This is a genomic window from Pseudomonas sp. FP453, from assembly GCF_030687495.1.
GTDB lineage: Bacteria > Pseudomonadota > Gammaproteobacteria > Pseudomonadales > Pseudomonadaceae > Aquipseudomonas.
Window position 1 is genome coordinate 5609933 of record NZ_CP117435.1, and the last position, 16489, is coordinate 5626421.

Below are 16489 nucleotides of genomic sequence, written 5' to 3' on the forward strand. Positions count from 1 at the left end.
TATGTCGCTCTATATCGGTGTGATGTCCGGGACCAGCCTCGATGGCCTGGATATCGCCCTGATCAAACAGGACCTGGCGATCGAGCTGATCGCCACTCACTACATTCCCATGCCCGCCGCCCTGCGCACCGAGCTACTCGGCCTGTGCGCCAGCGGCCCGGATGAGATCGCCCGTTCGGCCATCGCCCAACAACACTGGGTGACGCTTGCCGCCCAAGGCATCCACGCCCTGCTCGACCAGCAAAACCTCAAGCCCGAGGATATTCGCGCGATCGGCAGCCACGGCCAGACCATCCGCCATGAGCCCGCTCGCGGCTTTACCGTGCAGATCGGCAACCCTGCCCTGCTCACCGAGCTGACAGGCATCACCGTGGTCAGCGATTTCCGCAGCCGCGACGTCGCCGCCGGTGGCCAAGGCGCCCCGTTGGTTCCGGCCTTTCACGAAGCGCTGTTTGGTGAACGCACCGGCAATCGCGCGGTATTGAACGTAGGAGGCTTCAGCAACCTCAGCCTGATCGAGACTGGCAAGCCCGTAGCCGGCTTCGACTGCGGTCCAGGCAATGTGCTGCTGGATGCCTGGATTCATGAACAACGCGGCGAACACTTCGACCGTGATGGCCAATGGGCGGCCAGCGGCACTATCGCACCCCAGCTACTCAACGCCCTGCTCAGCGATCCCTTCTTCCTGACCAAGGGCCCTAAAAGCACCGGCCGCGAAGTCTTCAACCTGGGATGGCTGCAACAACACCTTGGCCGCTTGCCCGTATTCGCGCACCAGGACGTCCAGGCCACTTTGCTGGAGCTGACCGCCCTGACCATCGTCGAGTCCCTGCAAACCGCCCAACCCCAGACCGAAACCCTGCTGGTCTGCGGTGGTGGCGCGCACAACTCGACATTGATGAATCGCCTGGCGGCGCTACTCCCCTCGACTCAAGTCAGCAGCACCGCAACCCATGGCGTAGACCCTGACTGGGTCGAAGCGATGGCCTTCGCCTGGCTCGCCCACTGCTGCCTTGAGGGTATCGCCGCCAACCGCCCCAGCGTTACCGGCGCGCGCGGGCTTCGAGTGCTAGGCGCGATCTACCCCGCCTGAGCCCCAGACAGCAAAACGCCGCTTGGCCTATGAAAGCCAAGCGGCGTTTTTGTATCCGCTGTCGATCAGATCGAGAACGACGACCCGCAACCACAGGTGGTGGTGGCATTAGGGTTCTTAATCACGAAACGCGAACCTTCCAGACCTTCCTGGTAATCCACCTCGGCACCTGCCAAGTACTGGAAGCTCATCGGGTCCACGACCAGGCTCACGCCTTCGCGCTCGACGATGGTGTCGTCATCGGCCACATCTTCATCGAAGGTAAAACCGTACTGAAACCCTGAACAACCGCCGCCCGTAACAAATACGCGCAGCTTCAAGCGATCATTACCCTCTTCATCGACCAGGCTCTTCACCTTGTGCGCAGCACCGTGGGTGAATTGCAAAGCCGTGGGGGTGAAGGACTCAACGCTCATGCTGATAATCTCCCGGCGTACCGCCGCCATATGCGTAATGGCGGGCATTATCCGCTTCTCCTAGAAAAGCGGTCAACTATTGTTACGGTATATCAATCTGCGTGGCGGCCATTAAAAACACAAAAGGCCCGATCAACGGGCCTTTTGCGCAACCACCTAAATGCCTTAAGGCAACATGCCCGCGTGGGACAAGCCCAGCTTCTCATCCAGGCCGAACAAGATGTTCATGTTCTGCACCGCCTGGCCCGACGCGCCCTTGACCAGGTTATCGATCACCGATAACACCACCACCAGGTCGCCGTCCTGTGGACGGTGCACGGCGATACGGCACACGTTGGCACCGCGCACGCTACGGGTTTCCGGATGGCTGCCCGCCGGCATCACATCGACGAACGGTTCGTTGGCATAACGCTTTTCAAACAGCGCCTGCAGGTCCACCGAGCGATCGACCACGGTCGCGTACAACGTGGAGTGAATGCCACGGATCATCGGGGTCAGGTGCGGCACAAACGTCAGCCCCACATCCGTGCCAGCCGCGCGACGCAGCCCTTGGCGGATTTCCGGCAAGTGACGATGCCCTTTTACTGCATAGGCCTTCATGCTTTCCGACGTCTCGGAATACAGCGAACCTACCGCAGCACCACGACCGGCGCCGCTGACGCCCGACTTGCAGTCAGCGATCAAACGCGATGCATCCGCCAGCCCGGCTTCCAGCAACGGCAGGAAACCCAACTGCGTAGCGGTCGGATAGCAACCCGGCACCGCAATCAGGCGCGCCTGCTTGATCTGCTCACGATTGACTTCCGGCAGGCCGTATACCGCTTCTTCAAGCAGCTCCGGGGCGCCGTGAGGCTGGCCGTACCACTTGGCCCACTCATCGGCGTCTTGCAAACGGAAATCCGCCGACAGGTCGATGACCTTGGTACCCGCTGCCAGCAACTCACCGGCCAGTGCATGGGCAACCCCGTGCGGCGTGGCGAAGAACACCACATCGCAGGCGCCCAGCGTCTTGATGTCCGGCACGCTGAACGCCAGGCCGTCATAGTGGCCTCGCAGGTTCGGGTACATATCGGCCACGGCCAGCCCAGCCTCGGATCGGGAAGTGATGACCACCACCTCAGCCTGCGGATGCTGAGCCAACAGACGCAGCAATTCGACACCGGTGTAACCCGTGCCGCCGACGATACCGACCTTGACCATAAACCTGCCCTCAACGAACCCACTGGAAAGCCGACGATAATAGGGGCGGTATCGTCCTGCGACAACCGTCAACGTGACGTACGGGCGCATGAGCCACTACTATCGCCCCTACCGTGAACCTGGGAATAACTAAAAATGCTTTATCTATGGGTCAAAGCCTTCCACATCATCAGCATCGTCTGCTGGTTTGCCGGGCTGTTCTACCTGCCGCGCCTGTTCGTCTACCACGCGCAAAGCGAGGATACCGTCAGCAAGGAACGCTTCAGCCTGATGGAGCGCAAGCTGTATCGCGGCATCATGGGCCCGGCGAGTGTGGCCACGCTGCTGTTTGGCGGCTGGCTGATCTACCTGAACCCGAGCATCTTTCACTCGGGCGGCTGGATCCACGCCAAGCTCACCCTGGTCGTGCTGCTGATCGGCTACCACCACATGTGCGGCGCGCAGGTAAAACGCTTTGCCCGTGGCGAAAACACCCGCAGCCATGTCTTTTATCGCTGGTTCAATGAAGTCCCGGTTCTGATATTGCTGGCTATCGTAATTTTGGTCGTGGTCAAACCGTTCTAACTTCAATCACACGGGGTAACTCCAATGTCGCTGCCCGCTTTGCTTGAACAACGTCTGCGCCTGCCGGTAGTGGTCGCGCCGATGTTTCTGATTTCCAATCCGCAACTGGTACTGGCCTGCTGCCGCAATGGCGTCGTCGGGAGCTTCCCGGCGCTCAACCAGCGCGAAAGCAGTGGTTTCAAAGCCTGGCTGGAAGAAATCGAAGCGGGCCTGGCGCAATTGGACAACCCCGCGCCCTACGCCGTGAACCTGATCGTGCACCACAGCAACCCGCGGCTGGAGGCCGACCTGGCGATCTGCGTCGAGCACAAGGTGCCGATTGTCATCACCAGCCTCGGCGCGGTGAAGGAACTGGTCGATGCCGTGCACAGCTATGGCGGCCTGGTCTTCCACGACGTGACCACCCGGCGCCATGCCGAGAAAGCCGCTGAAGCCGGCGTGGATGGGCTGATCGCCGTGGCCGCCGGCGCCGGTGGCCATGCGGGCACCTGGAGCCCGTTCGCGCTGATCGCCGAGATCCGGCAGTTCTTCGACAAAACCCTGCTGCTGGCCGGTTGCCTCAACCATGGGCACGAGGTTCTCGCGGCCCAATTGCTGGGAGCGGACCTGGCGTATTTCGGCACGCGGTTTATCGGCACCACCGAAAGCCACGCCCCGGATGCCTATAAAGAGATGCTGCTCACAGCGCGCGCCGCCGACATCGTGCACACTCCCGCAGTCTCCGGCGTGCCCGCCAGCTTTATGCGCCAGAGCCTGGAGAACGCCGGTTTCGACCTCGCTGCGCTGCAAGGCAAAGGTGAGGTCAACTTCGGTTCCAAGCTCAAGCCATTAAGCGACGAAGCCAAGGCCTGGAAGACCGTCTGGTCGGCCGGCCAAGGCGTCGGCGAGATCGACGACCTGCCAGGCGTCGATGAACTCGTTGCCCGCCTGGATGCCGAATACCGCAAGGCACGCGAACAGGCGGTACAATTGCGCTGGCCACGCTGAACCCACCGCAAGGCCTGCCGCTTGAGCAGGCCTGCATTACCTCCCCGATTAAGTGACAAGGAAGCCCGCATGAGCGACAACCGTTTCAAGATTGTGTTTGATGGAGCCTTGCTCCCGGGGGTCGAAAGCACCACTGCCAAACTGAACCTGGCCGAGCTGTTCAAAAGCGAAGTCGAGGCGATCGAGAAGCTCTTTACCGGCCGCACGGTCGCGCTGAAACGCGACCTGTCCCGCCCGGATGCCGAAACCTATCTCAATGCGCTGAAAAACGCCGGGGTCGATGCCCGCATCGAAGCCGAGCAGCCCGTCGCATTCAGCCTTGCCGAAACCCATGAGACCGATTCGACTGCGCCTGGCGCATCCCCCTACGCACCGCCGCGTGCTGCCGTAGGTGATGACTTGCCGGAGTACGCCACCCTCAACGTATTCACCCTCAACGGCCGTATTGGCCGCCTGCGCTACCTGGCGTGGATGTTGGTGATGAGTGTCGCGATGCTCTTTGCGGCCGGCATTATCATTACCGTGGGTGCCGCCATATCGGTCGCCTCGCCGTTGGTCGCCATGATTGTCGGCCCGCTGCTGTGGCTCGCGCTGATCGTCGCGATGTTCTGGATCAGCATACTCATCAGCGTGCAGCGCTTGCATGACCTGGGCTGGTCCGGATGGTTGTACGCGCTGAACCTGGTGCCGGTCGTCAACACCGTCTTCGCCATTCTGCTGCTGGTGCTTCCAGGCAACGCCGGTGCCAACCAGTACGGCGCACCGCCACCGCGCAACTCGACCGCGGTAAAAGTCCTGGCCACGCTGTGGCTGGCGTTTATTCCCGTGATGCTTGCCATCATGGTCACGTTGAGCATGTACGGCTACCTCGACCAACTCGGCGCCAACATCGACAGCAGCTACGAAAGCAGCTCCATCACCTCCGATGCCGACACCGACCAGAGCGTGATCGTTGAGGAAGACGACGCGCAAAGTGCTGACGAAGCAGCCGAACCTGTAGACTCTCCAGAACAGTAAGAAACGCCCGCCGCCTGTGATGCCTCTGTCACAGGCTCGGCGGCGTTGCGATGGAGAAAGGCATGACCCGTTACGCTCTGATCACCGGTGCCTCCAGCGGCATCGGCCTGGCTTTGGCCGAAGCCCTGGCCCGCCGCGGCCGCAGCTTGATTCTGGTGGCCCGCCAGCGTGATCAGTTGCAAAGCATTGCACTCGAATTGACTCAACGTTTCGGCGTCGAGGTGCTGTTTCGTGCCTGCGACCTGGGTGAGCCGCTGCGTTTGTCCGGGTTCCTGCTGGAGCTTGAAGAAGGCGAACGGCAGATCGACCTGCTGGTCAACTGTGCCGGCATCGGCACCAGCGGTCCGTTCCTGGCCCAGGACTGGATGACCGAGCAAGACCTGATCGAAGTCAACATCCTCGCCCTGACCCGCATGTGCCACGCCCTCGGCAACTCCATGGCGCTGCACGGTGGCGGGCAGATCCTCAACGTCGCCTCGGTGGCCGCCTTTCAGCCCGGCCCGTGGATGAGCAGCTACTACGCCAGCAAGGCCTACGTGCTGCACTTCTCCGAAGGCTTGCGCGAAGAACTGAAGACCTGCGGCATCAAGGTCTCCGTACTCTGCCCCGGCCCGACACGCACCGCGTTCTTCGGCACCGCGCAAATGGACACCGCCAAGCTCGACCGCAGTGAAAAACTGATGAGCCCGGAAGAAGTGGCCCTGTTCACCGTGCGCGCCCTGGAAAAGAACAAAGCCATCATCATTCCCGGCCGCCGCAACCGCTGGCTCGCCTTCAGCCCGCGTTTCAGCCCACGCTGGCTGACCCGCAAGATTGCCGGCGCGATCAACAAGGCCTATTGCCCGCGTTGATTGCCTGAGTACACTCACCCTGCACATTCATAATGGAGATACAGCTGTGGATACTCTGTTCACCAAGATCATCAACCGGGAAATACCGGCGGACATCATCTACGAAGATGATCAGGTCCTGGCCTTCAAGGACATCCACCCGGCAGCACCTGTGCATTTCCTGGTCATCCCGAAGAAACACATCCCCACCCTCAATGACCTGACCGAAGAAGACAAAGCCCTGGCTGGCCATATCTTGTTCACCGCCCAGCGCCTGGCACTGGAACAGGGCTGCGAAGAAGGTTTCCGCGTGGTGATGAACTGCAACCCGAAAGGCGGGCAGACCGTTTATCACATTCACATGCATGTGCTGGGTCAGCGCCAGATGAACTGGCCGCCGGGTTGATTCTTGCGGGGAGCCTGCGACTGCTGCGCAGTCCAGCGGAAGCAAGCTCCCTCGCCACAAGGGCAAATTGACTCAGCGCAAACGCTTCACCTTCTCTTGCGGTAAACTGGCCGCCGAGATTCTTCCCGGAGGTCAGCATGACTACCCAACGTCACTACTCGCCGATTGACCGTCTGTTGCTGCAAGCCGACATGGCCATGCGCACACTGCTGCCGTTCAGCGGCCAGCCGTATCGCCCTTCGCCCGCCATCGTGCAGCCCGACGCGCAGATGAGCGAGACCGACACCCGCCACGTCGCCGGCCTGATGCGTATCAACCATACCGGCGAAGTCTGTGCCCAGGCGCTGTACCAGGGCCAGGCGCTGACGGCCAAGCTGCCGCAAGTACGCGCAGCCATGGAGCATGCCGCCGAAGAAGAAATCGACCACCTGGCCTGGTGCGAGCAACGCATTCGCCAGCTCGGCAGCCATCCCAGCGTGCTCAACCCGCTGTTCTACGGCTTGTCGTTTGGTATCGGCGCCGCAGCCGGCCTGATCAGCGACAAGGTCAGCCTGGGGTTTGTCGCCGCGACCGAACATCAGGTGTGCAAACACTTGGACGAACACCTTGAGCAATTGCCGGCCGAAGACGAAAAGTCCCGCGCCATCCTCGAGCAAATGCGCATCGATGAAGAACACCACGCAGAAAGCGCGCTGGATGCCGGCGGCTTCCGCTTCCCGGCGCCGGTGCGGTTCGGCATGAGCCTGTTGGCCAAGGTCATGACCAAAAGCACGTACCGAATCTGACCCACAAAAAAAGGGCGCTATCACAGCGCCCTTTTCTTTTGCCCATCGGCAATCAACCCAGTTCAATGATCTCGTAGTCATGGGTGATGGCCACACCGGCCGCGCCGAGCATGATCGACGCCGAGCAGTACTTCTCGGCCGACAGCTCGATGGCACGCTTGACCTGGGCTTCCTTCAGGGCCCGGCCCTTCACCACAAAATGCATGTGGATCTTGGTAAACACCTTGGGATCTTCGGTCGCGCGCTCGGCTTCCAGGAAGGCTTCGCAGCTTTCCACGGCCTGGCGGGACTTCTTCAGGATGCTGACCACGTCGAAATTGCTGCAACCGCCTACACCAAGCAGGAGAATTTCCATCGGGCGTACGCCCAGGTTACGGCCACCGGCTTCCGGCGGGCCATCCATGACCACTACATGGCCACTGCCCGACTCACCGAGGAACATGGCTTCGCCCGCCCATTGGATGCGTGCCTTCATCGCCCAGACTCCACTGCTAAAAAAGGGTCGCCAGCTTAGCACAGGGCCCGCTGCCGGCTGCGTTTCCCAGCAAAGCGATCAATAGCAGGGTTTGCCGAGTAAATTGGCTAATCGAGTCAGAATGTGTCTGTTAAGCTGGCGCCAAATCGATGGCGTATTGCTAGCATTTATACAACGTGTATCAATGCCGATACCCACAAATACAACAACTTCGCGCTGTCTTCCGGGATACAACCATGGTTGCTCTTACGCCCATACCCAAGATAAAGAATCTCGACAAGCTGTTGATGCACTGCCAGCGCCGACGTTACCCGGCCAAGCACAACATCATTTGTGCCGGCGAACGCTCCGAAACGCTGTTCTTCATCATCAAGGGCTCGGTCACCATCCTGATCGAGGACGAAGACGGCCGCGAGATGATCATCGCCTACCTCAACACCGGCGATTTCTTTGGTGAACTGGGGCTGTTTGAACAAGCGGGCAAAGAGCAGGAGCGCAGCGCCTGGGTGCGGGCCAAGGTCGAGTGCGAAGTGGCCGAGATCAGCTACAGCAAATTCCGCGAACTGGCCCAGCAAGACCCGGACATTCTCTACGCCCTCAGCGGCCAGATTGCCCAGCGCCTGCGGGACACCACGCGCAAGGTTGGCGACCTGGCGTTCTTTGACGTCACCGGACGCGTGGCTCGCTGCCTGCTGGACCTGTGCAAGCAACCGGACGCCATGACCCACCCCGATGGCATGCAGATCAAAGTCACGCGCCAGGAAATCGGGCGTATTGTCGGGTGTTCGCGGGAGATGGTCGGCCGCGTGCTCAAGGATCTGGAGGAGCGCAACCTGGTCAACGTCAAAGGCAAGACGATGGTGGTGTTCGGTACCCGCTAAACCGCCAGGAAGCTGGCCAGCATCTGGCGGTACAAGGTGTCCAGCCGGCTGATCGCATCCGGCGCGGGGAAGGCTTCGTGCAGGGCGATGTGGCTGTCGGCACGCACCCGCTGGTCGAGGCCGCAGGCTCCGTTGAAGCGATTGACCGCCGCGATCAGTTCTTCACGGTCACCGTCCAGCAACAGCGCACCGTGCACCAACCCCACAGGGCGACCACCACTTTGCCGCCAGCGCTGCGCAGTGCCGACCATTTTCCGGCCATTGAGATTGACGTTGTAGCGACCGTCGCAGAACGCACCGTCGATTTCACCGACTGAGGCATCGCCCCCCAGCTCGATCAGCAGGTCGCAGATCGGCTGGCACAGACGCAAGTAACCGGTTTCGATACGATTCTGGTCGCCTTCACTGCGTGGCGGTGCGTAGACCAGGGCGATGTTGACCGTGGCCGACGATTGCGGCACGGGCTCGCCGCCGGTTTCCCGCAACAACACCGGCCAACCGGCCTCTGCCGACACCTGGCTGGCGGCGTCGAATGCCGGCAGGCGGCTCAACCGGCGTGGCATCACCAAGGCTTGATCGTTGGGTTGCCAGAACAGCAGGCCGTAGTCCTGTTCGCCGGCGCAGACGGCGGCCAACAGGTCTTGCTCGGCAGCAAGCCCCGCTTCAACAGTCATCCTTACTGGCTTAACCATCACCACCTACCTCTCTGACATAAACACAAAACCAATGTGGGAGCGGGCTTGCCCGCGATAGCGGTGGGTCAGCCAACGAATCCATCGACTGATACACCCTCATCGCGGGCAAGCCCGCTCCCACACTTAAACCACATTCCACATGTTGGCCGCGGTTCAATCAATCCAATGTCGAACCACTGACCGCCACGCCCCGCTCCGGGAAGAACAGGCGCTGCAACTCCGCCCCCGGGTTCTCGGCGCGCATGAAGGTCTCGCCCACCAGGAACGAATACACCCCACTGATTTCCATCAGCTCCACATCGGCACGGTTGACGATGCCACTCTCGGTAATCACCAGGCGGTCGCGCGGAATGCGCGGCAGCAGGTCGAGGGTGTTTTCCAGGCTGACTTCAAAGGTGTGCAGGTTGCGGTTGTTGACTCCCACCAGCGGCGTGTCGAGGGTTTTCAGTGCACGCTCCAGCTCATCGCCGTCGTGCACTTCCACCAGCACATCCAGGCCGACGCCTTTGGCCACGGCCGCCAACTCGGCCATCTTCACGTCATCCAGTGCGGAGACGATCAGCAACACACAATCGGCGCCCAGGGCACGGGCTTCGACGATCTGGTACGGGTCAACCATGAAGTCCTTGCGGATCACCGGCAACTTGCACGCCGCGCGGGCCTGTTGCAGGAACAGGTCGGAACCCTGGAAGTAGTCGATATCGGTCAACACGGACAGGCACGTCGCGCCGCCCTTCTCATAACTGACGGCAATCTCAGATGGGACGAAGTTTTCGCGGATCACACCTTTGCTCGGCGAAGCCTTCTTGATCTCGGCGATCACCGCGGGCTGCTTGAGCTTGGCCTGGGCGATCAAGGCATTGGCGAAACCACGCGGTGCATCGGCAAGCTTCGCCTGGGCTTCCAGCTCGGCGAGGCTGACGCGGGCGCGGCGTTCGGCCACTTCTTCGGCTTTGCGGGCGAGGATCTTTTCCAGAACGGTTGGCACACTCATCCTTCATTCTCCATCTTGAATACTGCGGTGAAGGCTCCCAGCTCTTCGAGCTTCTCGCGAGCGAGGCCGGTGTGCAGCGCATCGTGGGCCAAGGCCACACCTTCCTTAAGACTATAGGCGTGGTCGGCCGCGTAAAGTGCCGCGCCCGCATTCAGAACAATCATCTCTGCCGCTTTTTGACCGTTCTCGGTCTTGCGACGCCCCAGGGCATCACGGATCAGTTCAAGCGAAGCCGCCGGGCTTTCCACCGCCAGGCCGTGCAGGCTCTGGCTCTTCATGCCCAGGTCTTCGGGCTCGACCCAGTATTCGGTGACCTGATCATTCTTCAGCTCCGCCACAAAGGTCGGCGCCGCCAGGCTGAACTCGTCCAGACCATCCTTGGAGTGCACCACCAGCACATGCTTGCTGCCCAGACGCTGCAACACTTCAGCCAATGGCCGACACAGCGCCTGGCTGAACACACCGACGACCTGGTGCTTCACACCGGCCGGATTCGTAAGCGGGCCGAGCATGTTGAACAGGGTGCGCAGGCCGAGGTCTTTACGCGGGCCAGCGGCATATTTCATCGCGCTGTGGTGGGTCTGGGCAAACATGAAGCCGATGCCGACGTTGTCGATGCACCGCGCCACTTGTACTGGCGTGAGGTTCAGGTAGATGCCGGCAGCCTCCAGCAGGTCGGCGCTGCCGCTCTTGCCGGACACCGCACGGTTACCGTGCTTGGCCACGGTGCAACCCGCCGCCGCGACGACAAAAGAAGACGCCGTCGACACGTTGAAGATATTCGCACCGTCACCGCCGGTGCCGACCACATCGACCACACCGTCGAGGGTCTTGAGCTCAACCTTGTCCGCCAGCTCGCGCATCACCGACACGGCGCCGACGATCTCGTCGATGCTCTCGCTTTTCATGCGCATGGCCATCATGAACGCGCCGATCTGCGCGTCGGTGCATTGACCGGTCATGATCTCGCGCATCACATCGCTCATTTCAGCGGTGCTCAGGTCCAGGTGGCCGACGATACGGCTCAGGGCAGTCTTGATATCCATGGAAAGTCCTTAGCGCGTGCCGCCGCTCTGCTTGAGAAAGTTGGCGAACAGCTCGTAGCCCTGCTCGGTCAGGATCGATTCAGGGTGGAATTGCACCCCTTCGACATTCAGTGTCTTGTGGCGCAGGCCCATGATTTCATCGACCGAGCCGTCTTCCAGTTGGGTCCAGGCGGTCAATTCCAGGCACTCCGGCAAGGTTTCGCGCTTGACCACCAACGAATGGTAGCGGGTCACGGTCACCGGCAAGTTAAGCCCATGAAATACGCCCAGATCATGATGGAATACCGGGCTGGTCTTGCCGTGCATCACCTGGCGCGCACGCACCACGTCACCGCCAAAGGCCTGGCCGATGGACTGGTGGCCCAGGCACACGCCAAGGATTGGCAGCTTACCGGCGAAATATTTGATCGCTTCAAGGGAGATGCCCGCCTCGGTCGGCGTGCACGGCCCCGGCGAAACCACGATGCGCTCCGGGTTCAGGGCGGCGATTTCGGCCACGGTCAGTTCGTCGTTGCGCACCACCTTGACCTCGGCACCGAGCTCGCCCAGGTACTGCACAACGTTGTAGGTAAAGGAGTCGTAGTTATCAATCATCAGCAACATGGGGCAAGCCTCAGGAATTGGGGGTCTGTTCAGCCAGCGCAACGGCGCGGAACATCGCGCGGCGCTTGTTCAGGGTTTCTTCCCATTCGAGGGCCGGCACCGAGTCGGCGACAATCCCGCCACCGGCCTGCACGTGCAGCTCCCCGTCCTTGATCACGGCGGTGCGGATCGCAATCGCCGTGTCCATGTTGCCGTTCCAGGCGAAATAGCCCACGGCGCCGCCGTAGACACCGCGCTTGACCGGCTCCAGCTCGTCGATGATTTCCATCGCGCGGATCTTCGGCGCACCCGACAAGGTGCCCGCCGGCAGAATCGCGCGCAGTGCGTCCATCGCGGTCAGGCCGGCTTTCAGCTCGCCGGTGACGTTGGACACAATGTGCATCACGTTGGAATAACGCTCGATGACCATCTTCTCGGTGAGCTTCACCGAACCGATTTCCGAGACGCGCCCGGTGTCGTTACGGCCCAGGTCGATCAGCATCAGGTGCTCGGCGATTTCCTTGTCGTCGCTGAGCAGGTCTTTTTCCAGCGCCACATCCTCTTCTTCGGTCGCGCCACGTGGGCGCGTGCCGGCAATCGGGCGCACGGTGATCAGGTTGTCTTCGACGCGCACCAGCACTTCCGGAGAACTGCCCACCACGTGGAAGTCGCCAAAGTTGAAGAAGTACATGTACGGCGTCGGATTGAAGCAACGCAGCGCGCGGTACAGATCAATCGGCGCGGCCTTGAAGTCGATGGACATGCGCTGCGACGGAACGACCTGCATGCAGTCACCGGCGAGGATGTATTCCTTGATGGTATCGACGGCGCGCTCGTAGTCATCCTGGGTAAAGCTGGAACGGAACACCGGGTCGGCCGCCGGCGGACGGCTGAGGTCCAGGCCGCGACGCGGGGTGATCGGTTGACGCAGTTTTTCCAGCAGGGCTTCGAGGCTGGCCTGGCCTTGCTCGAACGCGTCCGCCTGGGACGGATCGGCCAGCACAATCGCGTGCATCTTGCCGGCGAGGTTGTCGAACACGACGACCGCGTCGGAGACCATCAGCAGAATGTCCGGCACGCCCAGCGGGTCCGGGTTCGGGCATTTGCCCAGGCGCTTTTCCACGTAGCGCACACAGTCGTAACCGAAATAACCCACCACCAGGCCACCGTTGAAACGCGGCAGGCCTGGAATGGTCGGCACGTTGTAGCGCGCCTTGAAGGTTTCGACAAAGGCCAGCGGGTCTTCTACGTCGTGGCTTTCGATCTCGACGCCATCATGGGTGATGCTCACATGGTGGTCGTGAACGCGCATGACGGTGCGGCACGGCAGGCCGATGATCGAATAACGGCCCCACTTCTCGCCGCCCTGTACCGATTCCAGCAGATAGGAATTGGGCTCGTCGGCCAGTTTCAGGTAGATCGACAGCGGCGTGTCGAAGTCGGCCAGGGTTTCGCAGGCCAGGGGGATACGGTTATATAGCCGGCAGCGGCCAAACGCAGGAATTCTTCGCGGATCATGTGTGCCTCGTGGCGTGAGGGTCTAACAGTCAGGTATGCAAACGTGCCGCATCGCGCGGCCGGGATCAGTCAGGCGCGCCAACGCCAGCGGGCCAGGGCCTTGATGACTTTCATCCAGAGTTTGCGAGTGACCACCACGATGGGATTTCCAGAAGGGGACGGATCGATGTCGGGCAACGTTATCTCAGCGCCCGCTCCCAAGCAACCGGGGATTAGCAATCGCAGGTCGTCAATCACCAGCGACGGCGACTCTTCGGCAATCGGTCGGCCGTGGTTATAGCCGTAGCTCAAGGCGACGCACTGCACGCCAGCCGCCTTTGCCGCCAGCACATCGCTGCGTGAATCGCCGACAAACAGCGACTGCGATGCCGGGATATTGGCCATTTTCATCACGAAAAACAGCGCCGCCGGGTCGGGCTTCTTCTGCGGCAAGGTATCGCCACCGATGATCCAGCGGAAATACCGGCCGATTTTCATCTGGTCCAACAGCGGCGCGACAAAGCGCTCCGGCTTGTTGGTGATCAGGGCCATTTCCACGCCCTGCTTGCTCAGCCATTTGAGGGTGTCACGCACGCCAGGGTAAACCACGGTCAGTTCGTGGCCGTCTTCATAGGCGGCGTTGAACAGTTCCAGGGCATGCTCGGCCTCGACCTCATCGACACCGTCGGCCTCGATATCATTGGCCAGGGCCCGGCGCACCAGCATCTGCACGCCGTTGCCGACCCACGTGCGCACGGCCTCGATCGCCACCGGCTTGCGCCCCAGCTTGAGCAGCATCTCGTTCACCGCTGCGGCAAGGTCTGGCACCGAGTCGATCAACGTACCATCCAGATCGAACATCACCAGCCGTGGCAGCTTGCCGGGGAACAGCTGCTCGAAGCCGCTCATGGACGTGCCAGCGCTAGCTCGGCGCGCATCTTGTCGATGACGTCCTGGTAGTTCGGGGCGTTGAAGATTGCCGAGCCGGCGACAAAGGTGTCGGCGCCAGCGGCGGCGATTTCGCGGATGTTGTTGACGTTGACCCCACCGTCGATTTCCAGGCGGATGTCACGGCCGGACGCGTCGATCAGCGCGCGGGCTTCGCGCAGCTTGTCGAGGGTGCCGGGGATGAACTTCTGCCCGCCGAAACCTGGGTTGACGCTCATCAGCAAGACCATGTCGACCTTGTCCATCACGTACTTGAGCACGTCCAGCGGCGTCGCCGGGTTGAACACCAGGCCCGCCTTGCAGCCGCCTTCGCGGATCAGTTGCAAGGTGCGGTCCACGTGCAGCGTGGCTTCCGGGTGGAAGGTGATGTAGGTCGCGCCGGCTTCGATGAAGTCACCGATGATGCGGTCCACCGGGCTGACCATCAGGTGCGCGTCGATCGGCGCGGTGACGCCGTACTTGCGCAGCGCCGCGCAGACCATCGGGCCGATGGTCAGGTTGGGCACGTAGTGGTTGTCCATGACATCGAAGTGCACGAAGTCGGCGCCAGCGGCCAACACGTTGTCCACTTCCTCACCCAGGCGGGCGAAGTCGGCGGAGAGAATCGATGGAGCAATTACGAAGGGCTGCATGACGCACCTTTTCTGAGCTAAATCACGATGGCGCGCATTGTATACCGCATGCTTTGCCGCGCGCACCGTGACCTGGCTCAATGGCTAGTAGGCAGCCCGGTAGATTTTCTCGATATCGGCCGCGCTGAGCTGGCGCGGATTATTGCGCATCAGCCGCTCAATGCCCGCCGCTTCGCTGGCCATGGCCGGGATCGCCTCCTCGGGCACGCCAAAGCTGCGCAGCCCCGCCGGGATCTCCACTGCGGCACACAGTCGCGTCATCGCCTCGACAGCCTGGTCGGCCGCATCGTTGACACTCAGGCCGCTGACATTCACGCCCATGGCCTGGGCAATCTCCTGCATGCGCTCCACGCAGGCCAACTTGTTCCAGTGCATCACGTAGGGCAGCAGCAAGGCATTGCTCACTCCATGGGCGATATTGAAACGCCCGCCCAGCGGATACGCCAGCGCATGCACCGCACCCACTCCGGCATTGCCGAAGGCCATACCGGCCATCAGGCTCGCGGTGGCCATGTCGTCGCGGGCCTGCAGGTTGGACGGGTTGGCGTAGGCTTTCGGCAGCGCCTTGGCGATCAGCTTGATCGCGCCAATCGCCAGCGCGTCGGTGATCGGCGAGGCGTTCAGCGACAGGTACGACTCGATGGCATGCACCAACGCATCCACACCGCTGGCGGCAGTCACGCTGCGCGGGCAGGTGAGGGTCATTTGCGGGCTGATCAGCGCGACGTCCGGCAGCAGGTAATCGCTGACGATGCCTTTTTTCAGCTGCGCGGCCTTGTCGGAAAGAATCGCCACGTTGGTCACTTCCGAGCCGGTGCCGGCCGTGGTCGGAATCGCGATCAACGGCGGGCCTTTGCGCGGCACCTGGTCAACGCCGAACAAATCCGCCAGCGCGCCGTGGTACCCGGCGTACGCAGCCACGCTCTTGGCAATGTCGATGGCACTGCCACCGCCCACACCGATCAGGCCGTCATGCCCGCCCTCGCGGTACACACGCATGCAGTCTTCGACGATGGCGATTTCCGGGTCGGGCAGTACCCGATCAAAGATTTCATAGCTGCGATCGCCCAGGTGTTCGAGCGCCAGCGCCACGGTGCCGGACTTGACCAGCGCCGCGTCGGTGACAATCAGCGGGTTGTCCACATCCAGGCGAGTGAGCTCAGCGGCCAGTTGTTCGATGGCACCTGCACCTGTGAGCAGTTTGTGGGCGATCTTGAATGAGGAAGTACTCATGTGCGCGGCCTCTTATTCGGAAATGGGCTGGCACAAGAGTAGCTGGGGATTTCAGGTTGCCCAGCATTCAGGATCTGAATGGTCACGATCCATGTGGGAGCTGGCTTGCCTGCGATAGCGGTGTGTCAGCAACAGCTGAGCAAGCTGGCCCACCGCTATCGCAGGCAAGCCAGCTTGTGTCTTTCGCCGGGATTAGACTGTGGATGAG

At 61.5% G+C, this 16489-nt stretch carries 18 protein-coding genes and 1 pseudogene; 8 read left to right on the forward strand and 11 right to left on the reverse strand.

What is annotated here, in order from left to right; all coding sequences use genetic code 11:
• The first annotated feature begins 1 nt into the window (after position 1).
• On the forward strand, positions 2-1093 hold the full coding sequence (locus PSH87_RS25630) for an anhydro-N-acetylmuramic acid kinase (protein ID WP_305431557.1): 1092 nt from the start codon (positions 2-4) through the stop codon (positions 1091-1093).
• A 65-nt stretch (positions 1094-1158) separates the two neighbouring features.
• Here the strand turns inward: PSH87_RS25630 and erpA are convergent, their stop codons facing one another.
• Together erpA and argC are read right to left on the reverse strand one after the other, a co-directional pair.
• A complete protein-coding gene (erpA, locus tag PSH87_RS25635) occupies positions 1159-1509 on the reverse strand; it encodes an iron-sulfur cluster insertion protein ErpA (protein ID WP_003176443.1) in 351 nt (116 codons plus the stop codon).
• A 165-nt stretch (positions 1510-1674) separates the two neighbouring features.
• On the reverse strand, positions 1675-2709 hold the full coding sequence (gene argC, locus PSH87_RS25640) for an N-acetyl-gamma-glutamyl-phosphate reductase (protein WP_017739628.1): 1035 nt from the start codon (positions 2707-2709) through the stop codon (positions 1675-1677).
• A 135-nt stretch (positions 2710-2844) separates the two neighbouring features.
• Here argC and hemJ point away from each other — a divergent pair, with 135 nt between their 5' ends.
• From hemJ to coq7, 6 genes are all read left to right on the forward strand, one after another.
• On the forward strand, positions 2845-3273 hold the full coding sequence (gene hemJ / locus PSH87_RS25645; protein WP_017739627.1) for a protoporphyrinogen oxidase HemJ: 429 nt from the start codon (positions 2845-2847) through the stop codon (positions 3271-3273).
• Positions 3274-3297: 24 nt separating this feature from the next.
• On the forward strand, positions 3298-4260 hold the full coding sequence (locus PSH87_RS25650) for a nitronate monooxygenase family protein (protein WP_305431559.1): 963 nt from the start codon (positions 3298-3300) through the stop codon (positions 4258-4260).
• A 69-nt stretch (positions 4261-4329) separates the two neighbouring features.
• The gene (locus PSH87_RS25655; RefSeq protein ID WP_017739625.1) at positions 4330-5277 is read left to right on the forward strand and encodes a DUF805 domain-containing protein; all 948 of its coding nucleotides are present in this window, start codon (positions 4330-4332) and stop codon (positions 5275-5277) included.
• 62 nt (positions 5278-5339) lie between these two features.
• Positions 5340-6128, forward strand: coding sequence for an SDR family oxidoreductase (locus PSH87_RS25660; protein ID WP_305431562.1), 789 nt, complete (start codon positions 5340-5342; stop codon positions 6126-6128).
• Positions 6129-6174: 46 nt separating this feature from the next.
• Complete coding sequence (locus PSH87_RS25665) at positions 6175-6513, forward strand: histidine triad nucleotide-binding protein (protein ID WP_017739623.1); 339 nt, start codon at positions 6175-6177, stop codon at positions 6511-6513.
• A gap of 137 nt (positions 6514-6650) precedes the next feature.
• Positions 6651-7298, forward strand: coding sequence for a 2-polyprenyl-3-methyl-6-methoxy-1,4-benzoquinone monooxygenase (gene coq7, locus PSH87_RS25670; protein WP_017739622.1), 648 nt, complete (start codon positions 6651-6653; stop codon positions 7296-7298).
• A 52-nt stretch (positions 7299-7350) separates the two neighbouring features.
• Here coq7 and PSH87_RS25675 read toward each other — a convergent pair whose 3' ends face one another.
• On the reverse strand, positions 7351-7773 hold the full coding sequence (locus tag PSH87_RS25675; protein ID WP_305431564.1) for an OsmC family protein: 423 nt from the start codon (positions 7771-7773) through the stop codon (positions 7351-7353).
• A 236-nt stretch (positions 7774-8009) separates the two neighbouring features.
• On the opposite strand from PSH87_RS25675, the gene crp reads away from it, so the two are divergent.
• On the forward strand, positions 8010-8654 hold the full coding sequence (gene crp / locus PSH87_RS25680) for a cAMP-activated global transcriptional regulator CRP (RefSeq protein ID WP_026137165.1): 645 nt from the start codon (positions 8010-8012) through the stop codon (positions 8652-8654).
• Here crp and PSH87_RS25685 read toward each other — a convergent pair.
• The 8 genes and pseudogenes from PSH87_RS25685 to PSH87_RS25720 form a co-directional block, all read right to left on the reverse strand.
• The gene (locus PSH87_RS25685) at positions 8651-9346 is read right to left on the reverse strand and encodes a lipoate--protein ligase family protein (protein WP_305431567.1); all 696 of its coding nucleotides are present in this window, start codon (positions 9344-9346) and stop codon (positions 8651-8653) included. The genes crp and PSH87_RS25685 overlap by 4 nt on opposite strands.
• A gap of 160 nt (positions 9347-9506) precedes the next feature.
• Positions 9507-10343: an indole-3-glycerol phosphate synthase TrpC gene (gene trpC, locus PSH87_RS25690; protein WP_017739619.1), complete on the reverse strand. Its 837-nt coding sequence runs from the start codon at positions 10341-10343 to the stop codon at positions 9507-9509.
• Entirely contained in the window at positions 10340-11389 is a 1050-nt protein-coding gene (gene trpD, locus PSH87_RS25695; protein ID WP_017739618.1) for an anthranilate phosphoribosyltransferase, read from the reverse strand. The genes trpC and trpD overlap by 4 nt, the downstream gene beginning before the upstream one ends.
• Before the next feature lie 9 nt (positions 11390-11398).
• Complete coding sequence (locus PSH87_RS25700) at positions 11399-11992, reverse strand: aminodeoxychorismate/anthranilate synthase component II (protein ID WP_305431568.1); 594 nt, start codon at positions 11990-11992, stop codon at positions 11399-11401.
• Between the two features lie 10 nt (positions 11993-12002).
• Positions 12003-13489: pseudogene (trpE, locus tag PSH87_RS25705) on the reverse strand (anthranilate synthase component I).
• Between the two features lie 69 nt (positions 13490-13558).
• Positions 13559-14377, reverse strand: a complete 819-nt coding sequence (locus PSH87_RS25710; RefSeq protein ID WP_305431569.1) for a phosphoglycolate phosphatase — start codon at positions 14375-14377, stop codon at positions 13559-13561.
• A complete protein-coding gene (rpe, locus tag PSH87_RS25715) occupies positions 14374-15048 on the reverse strand; it encodes a ribulose-phosphate 3-epimerase (protein ID WP_017739614.1) in 675 nt (224 codons plus the stop codon). The genes PSH87_RS25710 and rpe overlap by 4 nt, the downstream gene beginning before the upstream one ends.
• Before the next feature lie 84 nt (positions 15049-15132).
• Positions 15133-16281, reverse strand: coding sequence for an iron-containing alcohol dehydrogenase (locus tag PSH87_RS25720; RefSeq protein WP_017739613.1), 1149 nt, complete (start codon positions 16279-16281; stop codon positions 15133-15135).
• Positions 16282-16489 lie beyond the last annotated feature (208 nt).